This window comes from Kribbella sp. NPDC049584 (assembly GCF_040675555.1).
GTDB lineage: Bacteria > Actinomycetota > Actinomycetes > Propionibacteriales > Kribbellaceae > Kribbella.
The window spans coordinates 31,193-48,429 of the sequence record NZ_JBFAPF010000013.1 but is presented as its reverse complement, the minus strand read 5'-3'; the positions used below and the strand labels follow the sequence as shown (position 1 = coordinate 48,429).

Below are 17,237 nucleotides of genomic sequence, written 5' to 3'. Positions count from 1 at the left end.
TTCCGGGTTGCTAAATGTCCGGTCATCTCCTACCGTAAATGTGCGTACATTTCCGCAGGAAGGACCGGCTCAGTGGTGCACCTTGAGGTTAGGCCACGGCACACCTCGACTGCCGCTGCGAAGCCGGCGTCCCGGATCCCAGGCCTGGCAGTTGTCTTGGTGATCACCGCGGTGGCGGTCCCGCTCGGCCGGCTGGTGCCCGTTGTGGGCGGGCCCGTCTTCGGGATCGTGCTCGGAGTGATCGCCGGCCTGTTCATCCAGCCGCTCCGGAGCGAGGCCTGCCGCCCGGGGTACGACTTCGCCTCGAAGACATTGCTCCAGTTGTCGATCGTCGTACTGGGGACTGGTCTGTCGCTCCAGCAGGTCGCGCGCGTGGGAGTCTCGTCGCTGCCGGTCATGCTCGGCACGCTCACGCTCGCCCTGGGCGGAGCGTGGCTCTTCGGGCGGCTGCTCGGCGTACGCGGAGATACGCAAACGCTGATCGGCGTCGGTACGGCGATCTGCGGCGGATCCGCGATCGCCGCCGCGACTGCCGCGATCGGGGCCCGGCGTTCGTCGGTCGCCTATGCGATGGCGACCATCTTCACGTTCAACATCGTCGCCGTGCTGACGTTCCCGCCGCTCGGGCATCTGCTCGGGATGAGCTCGGAGTCCTTCGGGCTCTGGGCCGGTACTGCGGTCAACGACACGTCGTCCGTCGTCGCGGCCGGGTATGCGTACAGCCAGGCCGCCGGCGATCAGGCGATCGTGGTGAAGCTGACCCGTTCGCTGACCCTGATCCCGATCGTGCTGACGCTGGTCGCGCTGAAGATCCGGCGCGAGAACCGCGCGGCTCGTGCGCTCGACGCCGCAGGGGAGGGTTCGTACGACGGTGCGACGACGTCGATTCGCAAGCCGCTGCCGTGGCGCAAGCTCGTTCCGTTGTTCCTGATCGGGTTCATCGCCGCCGCGGGCCTGCGCTCCGCGGGCGTCGTACCCGTCTCCTGGCTGCCGACCCTCACGATCATCGGCAGCACACTAATCACATCCGCACTAGTTGCAATCGGACTATCGCTGCGGCCGCGTGAGCTGCGCGACGCAGGACCCAGGCCGCTCCTGCTCGGAGCGATCCTCTGGGTCCTGGTCGCGGTCGGCAGCCTAGGCCTTCAGTTCTTCTCGTAAGCTGCCTGGCGGTCCTGGACCGCCTTGATGCGCGGTACGTCGAGCTTGTTGGAGCGGTCGAAGTTGTAGATGCCGTTCTCTTCCTGGAAGACGTCGGTCAGCTGCGTGTAGCAGTAGCCGAACATCAGCTCGTTGTCGAGGAGCGCGTCGACCAGGCCGGCGAAGCGGGTGTAGAACTCCTCCTCGTCCGCGACGCGCTGACCGTAGCCCCACGAGTCGGCGGAGTTCCCGGTCTTACCGGCGGCGGCCTTCTCGGCATTCCACCAGATGCCGCCGAACTCGCTGCAGAAGTACGGCTGGCCGTCGTACGGGAGCGAGATCGGCTTGCCCTCGGGGCCACCGGTGTTGCCGTATGGCTTGTTGTTGACCAGGTCCGCCATTTGCTCGGCGAACTTGGCCGGGTCCTGCTCGTAGTTGTGCGAGTCCCAGACGTCGGTCTCCGGCACGCGGTGGCTGTAGCCGGACGCGTCCAGCACGGGACGGCTGGTGTCCGCGGCCTTGGTGGCGAGGAACATCGCGCGGGTGACGTCGTCGAGCTGGGTGATGCGGTCGTGCAGGAGCTGGTGGGTCTCGTTCAGCGGGCACCAGCCGATGATGCTCGGGTGGCTGTAGTCGCGCTCGACCGCCTCGAGCCACTGCGCGACGTACGACGCCGTCGGCTGCTGGTTGTCGTTGTCAGTGTTGCCAACGCCGGAGCCCCAGTCGCCGAACTCGCCCCAGACCAGGTAGCCGAGGCGGTCCGCGTGGTAGAGGAACCGCTCCTCGAACACCTTCTGGTGCAGGCGCGCGCCGTTGAACCCGGCCGCAAGGCTGAGCTCGATGTCGCGGATCAGCGCCTCCTCGGACGGCGCGGTCATCAGGCTCTCCGGCCAGTACCCCTGGTCCAGCACGAGCCGCTGGTACACGTGCTTGCCGTTGATCAGGATCGCCTTGCCGTTGATGCTCACCGAGCGCAGACCGGCGTACGAGTCGGCCTGGTCGATAACGTTGCCGTCGGCATCGATCAGCTCGAGGTGTACGTCGTACAGGTGCGGGTCGGTGGTGTCCCAGAGGCGGACGCGGTCGGCCGGGAGCTGCAGAGTCAGGCGTGGGGCCAGATCGAGATCGGCGCGTACGTCGGCCGTGGTGACCTCGCCGTCGGCGTCCTTGAGGGTGGCGCGGATCCGGTGGCCGGGCTTGTTCGCGGAGACGGGTACTTCGAGGTGGAAGCTCGAGCCGGCGACGTCCGGGGTGATGCGCGGGCGCTTCAGGTGCACCGGGGGCACTGCTTCGAGCCAGACGGTCTGCCAGATGCCGGTGGTGCGGGTGTAGAGGCAGCTGTGGTTGAAGTACAGCTGGCTCTGCTTGCCCCGCGCCTGCGGACCGCGGTGGCTGTCGCGCGCGCGGACGACGATCGTTGCTTCTTCGCCGGGGGCGGCGACGTGGCGGAGGTTGGCGCTGAACGGTGTGAACCCGCCGCGGTGCCGGACGACCTCGACGCCGTTCACCCAGACGGTCGCGTCGTGGTCGACGGCCTGGAAGTGCAGCACCGCCTCCTTGCCGGCCCAGTCCGCGGGGATGGTGACCGTCGTGCGGTACCAGACCGCTTCCAGGAAGTCGACGTCCTCGATTCCGGACAACTCGGACTCCGGCGCGAACGGTACGACGATCCGCTGCGTCAGCTCCCGCTCTCGCAGCCCGCGCTCCAGCCCGGAGTCCGACCGGTCGATCTCGAACTGCCAGTCACCGTTCAGATTCACCCATTCCGGACGAACGAACTGCGGACGCGGATACTCCGCACGAGGCTGCGACATGAACTCTCCCAGATGCTGATCCCGATGACGACAGCACGACAGTACAACGTTGGAATGGCGTCAGCAACGGGCTGTTCATCCCCCGCTCAGCGGCCCTCGTTCCGGAAGAGCGCGGCGTTGAGGAAGTCCGGGCCGAACGTGTCGGGGCGGTCGGGATGTACGGCGCGGAGCTCGACCGGGGTGAGGGCGCCGAAGATCGTGCCGAGGTCGTCGACGGAGAACGTCATGCCGCCGTACGTGTCGCCGGTGGTGACCACGTCGAGATCTGAGGGCGACTCCATGCGCTCCGAGGCGAACGTGACGATCGCGAAGCGGCCGCCGGGGCCGACGAGCGGGAGGATGCGCTCGAGGTAGGTGATGCGGCGATGCGGCGCGATGTGGTGAAAGCAGCCCGAGTCGTACACCAGGTCGAACGGGCCTCCTGGCAGCGGATCCCGCAGTACGTCGAGTGCGGTCAGGGTGACTGATCCAGGCATGGTTGGACGGATCGCGTCGAGCAGCTCCCCGGCGAGATCGACACCCTCGACCGTCGCCCCCTGCTCCGCGAACCACCGAGTGTTCCGGCCCCCGCCGCACCCGATATCAAGCACCCGGGCGCCGCCGAGCTCGCCCAGCAGCCCGCGCTCATTCCAATCGACGAGCGGCTCGTCGGGCAGTCGGCGCGCGAGCGGATGCCCGGGCGTCGTCAGCAGCTCGGTCCAGTACTTCGCCGCGGACGCATGCGAGCGATCACCTCGGCCGCTCGCGCCCACCATCTGATCAAGCACCTCGAGCAACTGCTCGACCGTATGAAGACGCGCCACGCTCAGAGTGCCTTTCCGTAGCAGCGGGTCAGCGGCTCGTTGACGTACTTGCCCCACGGGGCGATCCGCACGTAGCCGCTTGACCCATACAGGGCGATCGCCTCCGGTTGTCTTTCCGCGGTGGACAGGCGCAGGACTGGATGGCCGGCCGAGCGGGCTGCCTCCTCCAGCGTGGCCAGCAACCTACGCGCATAGCCCCGACCGCGAGCGGCCGGTGTCACGTATACCCGCTTGACCTCGGCGTCTCCCGGATGAGCGCTGTCCGGGCCGAACACCTGTATGGCGCCGCACCCGACGGCCTGTCCTCCGTCGACCACGACGAAGTACCTTGCGCCGTCCTTGACCTGCGTCCGGCCCTCGGCGCCGTTGCGCGAGACGAGTTCGTCGAACGCGGCCTTCAACAGGACGGCCAGCTCCGCGTCATCCGGCGACCGTTCTTCCACCTCAGCCATCCGCCAACAAAATCAGATGAGGACCGGTGACGCGAGCCAATACCCTGTCGTTGATGTCGTGTTTCTGAAGGCGTAGGTGCGACCCCGGCGGGCTCCGGATGGAGTCGGCCCGCTGCGTCGTGCGTGCGCCGCGCTTCGACTGTTCTGTCGATCGCGACCCTTCAGGAGCCACGTCGTGCCCTGTTGCACCAACCATCTTGTCCTGCGCACCATCGACGGCGCCGCCGACCTCCTCATCGAGGAGCTCCGGGCGATGGCGTCCGTCCGTTCGATCCGTCAACTGTCCGCTGAGACCGTCGCATGTGCGGTCGACGGTCCGTTGGACGAACTCGTTGCCTGTGCTCTCTACTTCACGGTTTCCGGCGCCGGCGTCGCGCCGTGGATGCGCCGCTTCGGCCCGCTCGAACGGTTGCCTTGGTCAACCAATCCGGTGGTTGCCGAGGTGCTCGTCCGGCTGGCGAAGGTCCGGCCTGGACAGCGCGTGCTGGACCCGTTCTGCGGAACGGGAACCATTCTGCTGGCCGTACGCCGTCGTACACCCGACGCGCACGTCATCGGAACCGATCACGACCCCCACGCCCTCAAGCTCGCAACCACGAACGGATGCCGTCAGCTCGCGCAAACCATGGCGGAGGCTCTTCCACTAGCGGACGCAAGCGTTGATCGCGTCGTCACGAATCTCCCGTTCGGCAAGCAGGTGGGCAGCCATGCGCTCAACCGCACGCTCTACCCCGCGGTCGTGTCCGAACTCGACCGAGTCCTGACCCCAGCCGGCCGGGCTGTCCTCCTGACCGAGGAAAAACGCCTGTTAAACACCGCGATCCAACGACACCGAGCCCTCAAGGTCGTTCGCCAACGCCTGCTCAGGTACAACGGAGCCACTCCCACCGCCTACGTTCTCACTCGCCCGCGGCGAGCCGATCTGCGATAACATCGCCGAATGGCGATGAGTGCTGTCGGTACGGATCTGGCGGTTGCGGCGTGTTTGTTTCACGGGTTCAGTGATGGCTCGCGGTTGGCGATCGTGCGGCATCTGGCGTTGGGTGAGCATCGGGTAGTCGAGCTGACCGAGCATCTCGGGCTGGCGCAGTCGACCGTGTCCAAGCATCTCGCGTGTCTGCGGGACTGCGGTCTGGTCGAGTCGCGACCGCAAGGGCGGGCTTCGATGTTCAGCCTGTCCCACCCCGAGGCGACGATGGACCTGCTGGCTGCGGCCGAGCGCCTCCTCGGCCTGACCGGCGACGCGGTCGCCCTCTGCCCGAACTACGGTCTGACGCGCAACCCGGCCGCCGCACCGGAGTCGAGCCATGGTTGAGCCACTGCAGCTAGGACGCACTTGGGCCGTCGATCCACAAGAGCGCCGCCGGCTAGGTCGGCGCGCCCAACTGCTGGCCGGCGCGTCGGTCACGTACAACGTGATCGAGGCAGTCGTCGCAGTCTCGTCCGGGATCGTCGCCGGCTCGGCCGCTCTCGTCGGATTCGGGCTGGACTCGGTCGTCGAGGTCTCGAGCGGGCTGATCATCCTCTGGCAGTTCCGGCACCCCCTGCCGGAGTCCCGCGAACGCCGTGCCCTCCGCCTCCTCGCCTTCTCCTTCTTCGCCCTCGCCGCGTACGTCGGTTTCGAGTCGGCGCGCAGCCTGATCACCGGAGCCGATCCGGACACGTCTCCGGTCGGCATCGGTCTGGCGATCGCGTCCTTGATCGTGATGCCGTTTCTGTCCTGGGCTCAACGACGCACAGGCAAAGCGCTGGGGTCTAACGCGGTCGGTGCCGACTCGGCGCAGACGCTGCTCTGCACCTATCTGTCCGCGGTGCTCCTGGTCGGCCTTGTGCTGAACGCAACCCTCGGCTGGTCCTGGGCAGACCCGATCGCGGGCCTGATCATTGCCGCCGTGGCAGTCCGCGAGGGCGTCGAGGCCTGGCGGGGTGAGGGCTGCTGCTCACCCCTCGGCGGCTCTTGCGAGGCCGAGTAGCCGGGCGCCGTTGTCCCAGCACACCGCGCGCAGCCAGTCGTCGCCCAGGTCGAGCGCGTCGAGTGACGCCAGTTGGACGGCGTACTCATATGGGATGTTGGGGAAGTCGGTGCCCAGCACGATTCGGTCCTGTAGGTCGGCCAACCGCGGGACCAGCTCGCGGGGGAACGGCATCATCGCCTCGGTGAACGGCGTCAGGGCCATCGTCGTGTCCAGATGCACATTCGGGTACGCCGTGAGCGCGAGATGCTCGGCGTACTCCGGCATGCCGAGATGAGCGATGATCGCGGTGAGCCGAGGATGCCGGCGCAACACCTCGCCCATCGGCCCCGGACCGGTGTGCCGGCCGGGGATCGGACCGGAGCCGCAGTGCACGACGACCGGAGTTCCGGCCTCGGCGAGCTGTCCCCACACATCGTCCAGCTCACCCGACCGCGGATCGTAATCGCCGACCTGGACGTGAACCTTGAAGATGCGGGTGCCGAGCTCCAGTGCCTCGCGGACATAGCCGGCCGCTGAGGGCTCGTCGAAGAACGTCCCGCTCGACACGCACCCAGGAGTACGCGATGCGAAGTCCCGGGCCCAGGAGTTGAGCGACTCCGCCATCCCGGGCTTGTGCGGATAGACCAGCGCAGGAAACGCCTGCACGCCCAGCTCGGAGAGGGTCTTCAAGCGTTCCTCGACCGACGTCCGGTAGGTGATCGGCCACTCGGTCCCGTAGTGCTCACCGGCCTGGTCGAAGTACGCCCAGACCGCATTCATCACCCGGTCCGGCAGGAAATGCACATGCACATCCACCAGCCCGTCCAACCCGAGCCGCCGCCACCAGTCCGGTACCTCCGCGTCACGCACGCCCTCTAGCCTGCCTGATCCGCCAGCCACAGGTCGGTCAGGCCCTTGAAGTGGGCGTGGAACTTCTCCTGCTCGTGCTCCGGGTACGTCGCGACGACCGTCTCGCGCAGCAAGCGGTCGAAGTCGGGGCCGGCGACCCATTCGCGGACGCGGAGGTCGAAGTCGCCCAGATGGGCCGCGCACCATTCGTGGTACTTCGGGGTTTCGAAGTACTCGTCCGCGAGGGCCAGATAGGCGTCGATCTTCGCGTCGTAATCCAGCGACGGGTCGTCCGCGATCTCGAAGTACCGCTCGGTGTGGAGGTCGACCTTGCTGCGGCGGCCGGTGGCGAGCGAGAAGACCGACCACTTGACCAGCGCGCTGATCGCCCACGGGAAGTAGTAGTGCAGCGACGTGACCGCGACGTCCGGGCAGGCATTCGCATAGTCGATCGGGTGCACCGAGTCGCCCTTGACCAGCATCTCGCAGGAGTTGAACTCCCAGCCGAAGAACGCGTTCACGATCCGGCTGATCGCGACCGCCTGGTGCCCGGCCGACGGCGACAAGAAATCGTGCGAGACGGCGTACCGGTTGTGCATCGGCTCGTCCGGGCGGAAGTCCATCACCATCGTCTCCGCGCCGATCGACAGCGCGCGGGCGAACTTGTCGTACTCGACCGTGGCCTGCAGGTGCATCAGCATCTCGTCGGACGCGTCGTACGCGCGGTGCAGATCGTCACGGTTGTTGATCCGCGACACCCCGCGCCATCCACCGCCGTCGAACGGCTTCATGTACAGCGGGTAGCCGAGGTCGTCGGCGATCGCGTCCAGGTCGAACGGGCGGTTGTACTTCGCCGACGTGTACGCCCAGCGCACGTTGTCGACCGGGTTCTTGTACGGCACCAGCACGGTCCGCGGGATCTTCAGCCCGAGCCGGAGCATCGCGCAGTACGCCGAGTGCTTCTCCATCGACTGGAACGTGAACGGAGAGTTCAGCAGGTACGTGCCGTTCATCAGCGCGGCCTTCTTCAGCCACTCGCGCGGGTGGTAGTACCAGTACGCGAGCCGGTCGATCACCAGCCCGACCCGGACCGGATCGTTGAGGTCGAACGGCTCGATGGTCAGCCGCCGGGACCCGAACTCGTGCTCGTGCCCGTCGAGCGTGACCGGCCCGACCCGCTGCAGCAAGGCCTCGAACGCCTGCGGCCAGTCCTCCTCTGCCCCCAGCAACAATCCGATCAGATGACGCGAACGGTCAGACACAAGATCTCCTATAGATCGGGGAAGGGAAGGAAAGAAAGAGGGAAATCTCCTCAGCAGAATCGGGGCAGATGATGGGCGAGCTGCCGACGCCACCACGGCCAGTCGTGTGCTACGTCATACCCCCACAGATCCAGCTCATGCGGGATGCCCTTCTCGGTCAGCAGTGCGTCGGTCGCGCGAGCCGACGGCAACGAGCCGGTCGGATTCGTCTCCCAGTCACCCTGACCCACCGTGAGCAGGATGAACAGCCGGCGCCGCAACCAGTCGAGATGGTCACCCGACAGATTGGGCAGGTAGTCGGCCGGATTGTTGAAGTACGTCGCGTCGCCGCGCTGGCCCCACGCGTGCCAGCTGCTCGCGTCGTAGTTCCCGCTCTGACAGATCGCGACCGGGAACAGGTCGGCCCGCTTGAACGCGAAGTTCAACGCGTGAAAAGCACCCAGGCTGCAGCCGGTCGTGATGATGTCGCTGACCCCGGGCGAGTCGGCCCCGATCGCCGGGACGACCTGGTTCACGATCCAGGACTCGTACAGCTCGTGCCGGCGGGCCCGGTCCTCGAGCTGGATACTCCGGTCGGACCAGCTGACGTGGTCGTAGGAGTCGACGCAGTACAGCTTCACCCGTCCGGCCTCGATCAGGTCTGCGACGGCGTCGACCATGCCGTTGTTCTCGTAGTCCCAGGCCCGGCCCTGCTCGCTCGGGAAGACCAGCACCGGGCGGCCGAAATGCCCGTAGCGGATCACTGTTCCGGGGCGGTCAAGCCCCGGCGCCTCCAACTCGGCCTGCTCCCGTTCCATCCGCCCCACCCCAGGTCTGCGTCAGAAGATCCGTCAGATCAGGATGAAGCACATCCCGCCAGGCTGTGAAGTTGTGCATGTCGGGTGTTTCGTCGAGCGTGACCTCGAGGCCGAGCTCGGCGAGCCGCGCAGCCATCACCCGGTTGTTGTGCACGTTCTCCTCGGTCGTCCCGGCAGTCATCCCGACCGGCGGCGTACTCGGCGCCGTGGTTGCCGTGAGCACCTGCTCGACGAACCCGGTCACCTCGGCATAGAACTCGAACCGGGACTCCTGCGGATCCGTGCCCGGCGTGAAGAACGACCCCGACTGCAGGAACAGCCCGGCGAAGGTGCCCGGATGCTGCCATTCCGCGTGCAGCGCCGCGAGCGCGCCCAGGCTGGCCCCCATGATCACCGGACGCCGGCTGCGGTACGACGTCTCGACCGCGGGCAGCACGTACTGGGTCAGCGCGTCGGCGTACTGCGGATTCGCCGCGTACCAGAGGTTGCGGGCAGTCGGTTCGATCAGCGCGAGCCGGAACGGCGGCAGCGTGGACTGGGCGACCATGGCGCCGGCGTACAGCGCGAGACCGGCGTACGCGGCGAACTCCGGACCGTCGTGGGCGAGCAACAGCGGTAGCTCGAACGTCGGGGCGATGCCCTCCGGCGCCCAGACCTGCGCGGTCACCGGCCCGACCGGGGACTCCGCGGTGAAGGGGGTCAGCGTCGACGGGATCGGCGGCACGGTCAGCCAGGCAGGTTCGACGTACCCCGGCAGCGGTAGCCAGGAATGGTGCCCGAACGCGCCGCCGACGGTCCGTGGATTCGTCGGATCGGTCCGCATCCCGAGGTCGGCGATATCGAACAGGTACTCCATCCGGTGCACCGACGGGCGCGGCAGCCGCAGCTCCCAGCCGTAATCGACCGGCTTGAACTCGAGCAGTTCGGCGGGGAGTCCGAGCTCCTGCCACAACCGAACGCCGGTGAACGCATGCGGAGCATCACCGAGGCGGAACACCACCTCGGCTCCTTCGACCGCGCTCACGACACCAGGCATCCCACCAGGGTACCCACGCAAACACTGACATGAGCTGTCAGCTATGCCTGTCTATCGTGGAGACGTGGTCGATCTCACCGACATCCGCGAAATCACCGCGGACCTACCGCGCAGCTACGAAGTGCTGGTCCGGGACCGGATCAAGTTCCGCGTCGGCCAGATCGTGTACCTCGCGGTCGCGCCCGACGAGCAGACCATCGGCCTGGGTTTCCCGCGCGAGGAACGCGCCGCCGCGCTGGCCGCCGAACCGGACAAGTTCCTCCCGCCCCGCCCGTCCGACGAACGCTTCCAGTGGATCGAGCTCAACCTGGCGGCCGTCGACTACGAGGAACTCCGCGAGCTGATCCTCGACGCCTGGTCGCTGTGCGTCCCGAAGAAGGTCCGCCGCGAGTACTTCGGTGACGCCTAGCGATCCGTCACGACGACCGGCGTGTCCTTGCTGCCGATCAAGGTGAGCAGCTCGGTGGCTTCGGCCTCGACGGCGTGCCGGACGTCGGCGGTGATCGGGCCGTGGGTGATGATCTTCAGACTCGGGTCGGCGCCACGATGATGGCGCCAATCGGCCGCGTAGTCCCCGTCGATCAGGACAGTGCCCATCGCGGCGCCGTTGCCCGGCGGCAGCGGTACCGGCCGTCCGGCCGGGTTGACCCGCCGTCGATCCGCGTGCGAGAGCAGCACATTGTCGTACTCCGGGAGGAACCGAACCGGCGCAGGCGTCTCACCATCAGGCACCGGTCCCTCCGGTACATCGAACAGTTCCCGCCCCTCCTCGTCGGCGTACACGCGCAGCTCGGGCCGGAGCCGATCCACGACCTCTCGCAGCTTCGTCAACCCCGACCATTGCTGTACGTCGGCCACGCTCGCCGGCCCGAAGGCAGCCAGATAGCGCAGTACGAGCGCGTCGATCGACGGGTCCGCCACCGGCGACCGGCCGAGCCAGCTCTCGATCGTCTGCAGCGCGGCGGGACCGGTCTTACCCCAGACCCCGCGCGGCGTGACCTGGACGGTTCCGGTCAGGTAGCTGACGGCGTACGCCATCGCTGTCGCGTCCCAGTCCGGCCAGCGTTCGCCGAGCACGTCCCGGAGCCGGCTGCGGCTGTACGGTTCCCGGCTCAGCAAGTCGGTGCCATAGGCAACGACCGCGTCGATGTCGGCCCCGGCCAGCTGCTTGCCGAACGCGCCTCGCAGTCCACGGTCCGCGACCGGATGCACGAGCCGCCACAACAGCAGGCAGTCGTCCGCGGTGACCAGATGGATCGTGGCCCGCATCAGTGAGGCGCGAACAGCCCGGCGTTCGGTCATCAGCTCCGACAACTCGGCCGGGTCGAAGTCCTCGAGCCTCGACCACAGCGCGACGTACGCCGCCAGCGGCGCCTGCGCCTGGAGTCCTACCAGGCGCTCGACCAGCTCGGCGACCGGACCGGGCTCCCGGCGCAACAACTGCTGGCGCTGCAGCAGAGCCCGATTGAGCTCGCGACGGCTGAGGACGGGGTTGTTCATCGGGCCAGCGTACGGAAGAAGGCGCGCACGTCCTCGACGAGCAACTCGCCGCACTCCATCGCCGGGAAATGACCTCCCTGGGCGAAGTCCGACCAGTGCGCGATCCGCTGCTCCGGATCGGTGATCCGGCGGACGACCGGGCTGCTGTTGAAGACGGCCCAGCCGGCCGGCACCGGCGACTGCGCACCCCAGCCGAGTCCGGAATGCGCTGCCTCGTACAGGAAGCGGGCCGCGCTCGCGCCGGCGCGGCGGAACCAGTAGATGCTCACCAGGGTCAGCAACTGGTCGCGGTCCACGGACTCCTCCGGAGACTTCGACGGATCGGTCCACAGCTGGAACTTCTCGGCGATCCAGGCCAGCTGCGCCACCGGCGAATCGGTCAGCGCCGGCGCGATCGTTTCCGGCGTGTGGCTCTGCAGGTCCAGGTAGCCACGTCCCGCCTTCCAGGACGCCTTGGCCTGCTCGATGACGGCCAGGTCATCGGCGTCGAGGTCGTCCGGCAGCGGCAAGAACTCGCCGGCCATCCCGAGGGCCCCTCGGTCACTGTTCACGTGCGTACCGATCACCCGGTCGGGCACCGTCGCGCCGAGGTGGCCCGTGACGCCCGCGCCGATATCGCCGCCCTGCGCCGCGAAACGCTCGTACCCGAGTCGGGTCATCAGTTCGGCGAACGCGGCCGTGGTCCGCCCCAGCTCCCAGCCGCCGCCGGACAACGGGGTGGAGAACCCGAACCCGGGCAACGACGGCACCACCACGTGGAAGGCGTGTTCGGCTTGTCCGCCGTGTGCGACCGGGTCGGACAGCGGTCCGAGCAGACGGAGGAACTCGACCGCCGACCCGGGATAGCCGTGGGTGATCAGGAGCGGCATCGCGTCCGGCTCGGGGGAGCGGACGTGGAAGAAGTGGATCGTCTGTCCATCGATCTCGGTCGTGAACTGCGGAAAGCTGTTGAGCTCCCGCTCCGCCTTCCGCCAGTCGTACGACGTACGCCAGTACTCGGCGAGGTTGCGCAGGTAGCCGCCGGGGATCCCGCGGCTCCAGTCGTCGGTGTCTCCGGGCACGGGATGCGGCCAGCGGGTGTGCTCGAGTCGGAGCTTCAGGTCGGCCAGATCAGCGTCGTCGACCTCGATCAGAAACGGACGGATCTCTTGTGCGTCGGTCATGATTCGACCCTAGGAGCCACTGCGGAAGACTTTCTTCCGCAGTAACCGGCATCCTGGACGAATGTTGAACACCTCGGCCCGGCTGCTCCGGCTGCTGTCGTTGCTCCAGGCCCGCGCGCTGTGGTCCGGCCCGGAACTGGCCGAGCGGCTCGGAGTGACCACGCGGACCATCCGGACCGATGTCGATCGCCTGCGGCAGCTCGGCTATCCGGTGGAAGCCGCGCCCGGTCTCACCGGCGGCTACCGGTTGGGCGCAGGCGCAGCGCTGCCACCTCTGCTGCTGGACGACGACGAAGCGGTGGCGGTCGCGATCGGACTGCGCACCGCCGCCAACGGAGGTGTGGAGGGCATCGGTGAGACCTCGATCCGGGCGCTCGCCAAACTGGAACAAGTCCTGCCGCCACGCCTGCGCCACCGGGTCAGCGCGATGCAATCAGCGACTCTCGCCGTACCGGGCACCGGGCCGAAGGTCGATGCCGACGTGATGATCGCGATCGCCGCGGCGATCCGCTCCGAACACCGCCTGCGCTTCGACTACGCGAACCACGAGGGGCAATCGAGCAGACGGGAAGTCGAGCCGCACCGGCTGGTCAGCATGGGCCGCCGCTGGTACTTGATCGCGTGGGATCCGGATCGCGACGACTGGCGGACCTTCCGGGCCGACCGGATCACGCCGAAGATCCCCGGCGGAGCGCGCTTCACTCCCCGGGAGCTGCCGGAGACCGAGGTCGCCGCCTACTTACAGCGCGGCGTCGGGACGGCAACCTGGCGATACTTCGCCCGCGTCGTGCTGCACACCTCCGCGGCCGAGGTCCGCGCCAAGCTTCCGCTGCCGGTCGAGATCGAGGAGCTCGGGCCGGACAGCTGCCAGATCCGGCTCGGATCGGACACCCCGCAGATGCTCGCGCTGTATCTCGGGCTCCTCGACGTGGACTTCGAGGTCATCGACGCGCCGGAACTCTCGACCGCGCTGACCGCTCTGGCCGATCGTCTTCAGCGCGCCGCCCGTTCGGATGCCCTTGGCAACGACCAGTCATCCTCAGGTAGGAGGCCGGAACCATCCTCACGGCCGATGGGCGACCGGGTTCCGCGCGCGACTCTTGAAGCATGACTGTGTTGATGCCACGCCTCCGGCGCGGCGGGTCATGGGGCTGTAACTCCCGCCCTTCCCTCGTCGCTCCGGTCGCTGCGCTCCCTGCGCTCCTCAGTCCAGGGCGGGAGGCCCCATGACCGGGGATTTCCTACCCCGACGCCAGAAGGCGTCGGTGCTGAGCCAAGCTGTGACTGTTGTGATTCTGCTTGCCGTGGGGGCGGTCGTGCTCTGGCTGTATTCCTAGGAATTCCTAGGAATCCCAGCGGACGTCGGCTTCGCCCGGGCGGACCACTCCGGCCTCGTAGGCGACGACGACCGCCTGGACGCGGCTGGACAGCCCGAGCTTCGACAGGACTGAGCTCACGTGGGTCTTGACCGTGGTCTCACTGACGAACAGCTTCGTCGCGAGGTCGCGGTTCGACAGGCCGCGAGCCATCCAGACCAGGATCTCGCGCTCGCGTTCGCTGAGCTGGGCGAGTAGTCCGACCCAGCGCGGATCCGGCTGGGCGGGCGCGGCGTCCGGCGTACCGCCGCCGACCTGGCGCTCGAGCTCCATGCAGCGCTCCAGCAACACCCGCGTCGAGGCCGGGTCGACCAGCGAGTCGCCGCGGTACACCGCGCGGACGGCCGATACCAGCAGGTCCGGATCGGTGTCCTTCAGCAGGAACCCGGACGCCCCGGCGCGTACGGCGGCCAGCACGTACGCCTCGTCGTCGAACGTGGTCAGCACCAGTACGGCGGGACGTGCGCGTCCGGCGGCCCGGTTCGCCGTCGTGATCCGCTCCGTCGCGACCAGACCGTCCATCACCGGCATCCGGATGTCCATCAGGACGACGTCCGGGTCGTACTGCTCGATCAGCCGGAGCGCCTCCTCGCCGTTCTCGGCCTGGGCGACCGTGGTCAGGTCGGGTTCATGATCGAGGATCATCGCCAGCCCCATCCGGATCACACCCTGGTCGTCGGCGACCAGGATCCGGATCGGCTCGTTCAGTTCTGCGGCGGCAGCCATGCCTGCACTCTCCATCCACCCAGGGGGCCGGCCGCGACGGCGAGGGTTCCGCCGACCGCTGTGGCTCGTTCCCGCATCCCGATCAGCCCGTTGCCGCGGCCGCTCTCGCTGCGCCGCGCGGTCTCCAGCACGTTCACCGGCGGCGGTCCGCCGTTCCCGTTGTCGTCGATGGTGAGCAGCTCACCCTGCGGCCCACTCTGCCAGGTCACCCGCGCCGCGGTCGCCTTCGCATGCACCATCACGTTGGTCAGCGCCTCCTGGATGATCCGTACCGCGGTGAGGTCCGCCGCCGACGTGAGCTGACGCTGCCGCGGCGGCAGATCCATCGTCACGTCGATCCCGACCGCCTTCAGCCGCTCACCCATCCGCGCAACATCGGCCAGATCCGGCACCGGCGCGGTCCCGCCGCCCGACCCGGTGTCGCCGGCGATCTGGGGCGAGGCCGTGTTCAGCACGCGGACCGTCTCCCGCATCGCGGTCAGTGCTTCCTTGCCGCTGGCAATGATCCAGCGGATCGCCTCCCGCAGTACTTCGGGGCGCTGGTCGGCCACCCGGTCGGCGGCCTGCGCGCGGATCACGACCGCGCTGACGTGGTGTGAGATCACGTCGTGGAGGTCCCGGGCGATCCGGGTCCGCTCCGCCACGGCGGCCCGCTCGGCCTCGACGGCGCGGAGACGGACCAGCTCGGCGTTGCGCTGCTCCAGGAGTGCGACGCTCTTGCGCCTACGGCGGGCGTCCGCGCCGAGCAGCACCATTCCGCAGATCAGTGCCTCCGCGAACACGAACAGCGACACGTCGATATAGCTGTACAGGCTCGGCACGTCGCGCGGGAGGCTCCGGTACCGGTCGCCCAGCAGGACGTCGCGGTTCACGTGGCTGAGGACGAGCGCCACCACGGTCGGCAGCCCGATCATCAGCCCGGCCAGGCTGCCCATCGTGAAGAACAGACAGGTGAAGCGCCGTACGCCGGCCGACGCGGCCAGGTAGCCGACCACGAGCAGCGGGACCAGATGGATCTCCGACTGCAGCGCCGCGTCGCTGATCTCGGGCTGGCCGAAGATCGTCAGCCCGAGCTGTGCTGCGAGTCCGGTGCCGGCCGCGGCGTACAGGAACGGATAGAGGACCGAGACGATCACGAGCATCGTGCGCGGGATCCGGCGTACGAACGCGACCGTGGCGACCAGGAAGACGCCGGTCACCACGGAGACGGCCGGGTTGTGCGGGCGGAGTCCGGTGCCGTTGATGAGGTTCAGCGCGGCGAACCAGACCAGGCCGATGACCGCAGCGAGCAGCAGATCCTGCTGCCCCTGCGACATCCGACGCCAGACTCCGATCACGTCGCCCAGCGTAGTCAGTCGGTGTTTGCCGAAGCTTCATCTGCGCGGAGGGGCAGTCCCTCCAACTTTTGGAGGAGGCTCGGCGTCCGAACTGATACTCAGGGGCTACAGGTGGGGCGCGAGGACGGTCCCTGAGACCGATGTGTCGACCGCGCTGATCCGAAAGGCTGTACCCCATGACTGTGCTGATGCCGCGACTCCGTCGCGGCGTGTCATCGGGCTGTTGCTCCCGGCCTTCCCTCGTCGCTCCGGTCGCTTCGCTCCCTGCGCTCCTCAGTCCAGGCCGGGAGGCCCGATGACAGGCGACCTGCCGCCACGCCGTCCCGGCGCGGTGCGGACGCGGTTGCTGTCCGTGATCGGTGTGGTCGGGGTCGGCGCGGTCGTCGGTTCGCTGCTGCTGTGGCACGCGCAGGTCGGGGACTTCCTCGGCCTTGCCGCGGACAAGGAGCCGGTGGTGTCGACCGTGAGCGCGCCGGCGGTCGGTGCGCCGCCCGCCACGACCCCGGCGGCCAGTACTCCGACGCCGACCCGGCGGCCGACGTACCCGCCGTCCACTCGGCCGTCCACTCCGCCGAAGACCCCGTCGACGACTCCGACGAAGCAGAAGACGACGGAGCAGACGACTTCGGGCGTGCGGGAGGAGAGCATCAACGGGCTGTCGCCGAAGCTGAAGGCGCGGCTGAAGAAGGCGATGGCGGCCGCGAGGGCCGACGGCATCACGATCAGCATCACCTCGGCCCGGCGCAGCGCGACCAAGCAGCAGCGGCTGCTGAACGCGGCGATCAAGAAGTACGGCTCGTACAAGCTGGCGACGCGCTGGGTGCTGCCGCCGAAGTACTCCGCTCACGTGCAGGGCAAGGCCGTGGACATCGGTCCGGCGGCCGCGATGACCTGGCTGAACAAGAACGGCTGGCGGTACGGCGTGTGCCGCCGGTACGACAACGAACCATGGCACTTCGAGGCGCTGACCGCGCCCGGTACCAAGTGTCCGCCGCGCGAACCGCACGCGGTCGCCAAGGCCGACTGA

The 17,237-nt window shown here is 68.1% G+C and carries 18 protein-coding genes; 7 read left to right on the top strand and 11 right to left on the bottom strand.

The window, feature by feature from the left end; genetic code table 11:
- The first annotated feature begins 72 nt into the window (after window positions 1-72).
- Window positions 73-1,161, top strand: a complete 1,089-nt coding sequence (locus AB0J62_RS34335) for a putative sulfate exporter family transporter (protein WP_363880335.1) — start codon at window positions 73-75, stop codon at window positions 1,159-1,161.
- On the opposite strand, the gene AB0J62_RS34330 is transcribed toward AB0J62_RS34335, so the two are convergent.
- The 3 genes from AB0J62_RS34330 to AB0J62_RS34320 all read right to left on the bottom strand — a co-directional run bounded on the left by AB0J62_RS34330 (window position 1,146) and on the right by AB0J62_RS34320 (window position 4,209).
- A complete protein-coding gene (locus AB0J62_RS34330; RefSeq protein ID WP_363880332.1) occupies window positions 1,146-2,954 on the bottom strand; it encodes a sugar-binding domain-containing protein in 1,809 nt (602 codons plus the stop codon). The genes AB0J62_RS34335 and AB0J62_RS34330 overlap by 16 nt on opposite strands.
- A gap of 86 nt (window positions 2,955-3,040) precedes the next feature.
- A complete protein-coding gene (locus tag AB0J62_RS34325) occupies window positions 3,041-3,757 on the bottom strand; it encodes a methyltransferase domain-containing protein (RefSeq protein ID WP_363880329.1) in 717 nt (238 codons plus the stop codon).
- A gap of 2 nt (window positions 3,758-3,759) precedes the next feature.
- On the bottom strand, window positions 3,760-4,209 hold the full coding sequence (locus tag AB0J62_RS34320) for a GNAT family N-acetyltransferase (protein ID WP_363880326.1): 450 nt from the start codon (window positions 4,207-4,209) through the stop codon (window positions 3,760-3,762).
- A 175-nt stretch (window positions 4,210-4,384) separates the two neighbouring features.
- Here AB0J62_RS34320 and AB0J62_RS34315 point away from each other — a divergent pair, with 175 nt between their 5' ends.
- Genes AB0J62_RS34315 through AB0J62_RS34305 form a run of 3 tightly spaced genes read left to right on the top strand, consistent with a single transcriptional unit; the run spans window position 4,385 to window position 6,182 of the window.
- Window positions 4,385-5,140, top strand: a complete 756-nt coding sequence (locus tag AB0J62_RS34315) for a methyltransferase domain-containing protein (protein ID WP_363880323.1) — start codon at window positions 4,385-4,387, stop codon at window positions 5,138-5,140.
- 9 nt (window positions 5,141-5,149) lie between these two features.
- Window positions 5,150-5,524 (top strand): metalloregulator ArsR/SmtB family transcription factor, encoded by a 375-nt coding sequence (locus AB0J62_RS34310; RefSeq protein ID WP_363880320.1) that lies wholly within the window; start codon window positions 5,150-5,152, stop codon window positions 5,522-5,524.
- Window positions 5,517-6,182 carry a cation transporter gene (locus tag AB0J62_RS34305; protein WP_363880317.1) on the top strand — a complete coding sequence of 222 codons (666 nt, stop codon included), beginning with the start codon at window positions 5,517-5,519 and terminating at the stop codon, window positions 6,180-6,182. Before AB0J62_RS34310 ends, AB0J62_RS34305 begins: the two co-directional genes overlap by 8 nt.
- Here AB0J62_RS34305 and AB0J62_RS34300 read toward each other — a convergent pair.
- From AB0J62_RS34300 to AB0J62_RS34285, 4 genes are read right to left on the bottom strand one after another with little or no spacing between them, the layout of a single operon-like run.
- Window positions 6,150-7,034, bottom strand: coding sequence for an amidohydrolase family protein (locus AB0J62_RS34300; RefSeq protein WP_363880314.1), 885 nt, complete (start codon window positions 7,032-7,034; stop codon window positions 6,150-6,152). The two genes, AB0J62_RS34305 and AB0J62_RS34300, sit on opposite strands and share 33 nt — an antisense overlap.
- Before the next feature lie 5 nt (window positions 7,035-7,039).
- A complete protein-coding gene (locus tag AB0J62_RS34295) occupies window positions 7,040-8,275 on the bottom strand; it encodes a hypothetical protein (RefSeq protein WP_363880311.1) in 1,236 nt (411 codons plus the stop codon).
- A gap of 50 nt (window positions 8,276-8,325) precedes the next feature.
- On the bottom strand, window positions 8,326-9,072 hold the full coding sequence (locus AB0J62_RS34290; protein ID WP_363880308.1) for an alpha/beta hydrolase-fold protein: 747 nt from the start codon (window positions 9,070-9,072) through the stop codon (window positions 8,326-8,328).
- Window positions 9,032-10,108, bottom strand: coding sequence for an alpha/beta hydrolase-fold protein (locus AB0J62_RS34285; protein ID WP_363880305.1), 1,077 nt, complete (start codon window positions 10,106-10,108; stop codon window positions 9,032-9,034). Before AB0J62_RS34285 ends, AB0J62_RS34290 begins: the two co-directional genes overlap by 41 nt.
- 64 nt (window positions 10,109-10,172) lie before the next feature.
- Between AB0J62_RS34285 and AB0J62_RS34280 the strand changes: the two genes are divergently transcribed.
- Entirely contained in the window at window positions 10,173-10,517 is a 345-nt protein-coding gene (locus AB0J62_RS34280; RefSeq protein WP_363880302.1) for an MmcQ/YjbR family DNA-binding protein, read from the top strand.
- On the opposite strand, the gene AB0J62_RS34275 is transcribed toward AB0J62_RS34280, so the two are convergent.
- The gene (locus tag AB0J62_RS34275) at window positions 10,514-11,608 is read right to left on the bottom strand and encodes a winged helix DNA-binding domain-containing protein (protein WP_363880299.1); all 1,095 of its coding nucleotides are present in this window, start codon (window positions 11,606-11,608) and stop codon (window positions 10,514-10,516) included. The two genes, AB0J62_RS34280 and AB0J62_RS34275, sit on opposite strands and share 4 nt — an antisense overlap.
- Complete coding sequence (locus tag AB0J62_RS34270; protein WP_363880296.1) at window positions 11,605-12,771, bottom strand: epoxide hydrolase family protein; 1,167 nt, start codon at window positions 12,769-12,771, stop codon at window positions 11,605-11,607. The genes AB0J62_RS34275 and AB0J62_RS34270 overlap by 4 nt, the downstream gene beginning before the upstream one ends.
- 61 nt (window positions 12,772-12,832) lie before the next feature.
- Between AB0J62_RS34270 and AB0J62_RS34265 the strand changes: the two genes are divergently transcribed.
- Window positions 12,833-13,882: a YafY family protein gene (locus AB0J62_RS34265; protein WP_363880293.1), complete on the top strand. Its 1,050-nt coding sequence runs from the start codon at window positions 12,833-12,835 to the stop codon at window positions 13,880-13,882.
- Window positions 13,883-14,114: 232 nt separating this feature from the next.
- Here AB0J62_RS34265 and AB0J62_RS34260 read toward each other — a convergent pair whose 3' ends face one another.
- Both AB0J62_RS34260 and AB0J62_RS34255 read right to left on the bottom strand, forming a co-directional pair.
- Window positions 14,115-14,855, bottom strand: a complete 741-nt coding sequence (locus tag AB0J62_RS34260; RefSeq protein WP_363881015.1) for a response regulator transcription factor — start codon at window positions 14,853-14,855, stop codon at window positions 14,115-14,117.
- A complete protein-coding gene (locus AB0J62_RS34255) occupies window positions 14,852-16,210 on the bottom strand; it encodes a histidine kinase (protein WP_363880290.1) in 1,359 nt (452 codons plus the stop codon). The genes AB0J62_RS34260 and AB0J62_RS34255 overlap by 4 nt, the downstream gene beginning before the upstream one ends.
- 295 nt (window positions 16,211-16,505) lie before the next feature.
- On the opposite strand from AB0J62_RS34255, the gene AB0J62_RS34250 reads away from it, so the two are divergent.
- A complete protein-coding gene (locus AB0J62_RS34250; protein ID WP_363880287.1) occupies window positions 16,506-17,237 on the top strand; it encodes a M15 family metallopeptidase in 732 nt (243 codons plus the stop codon).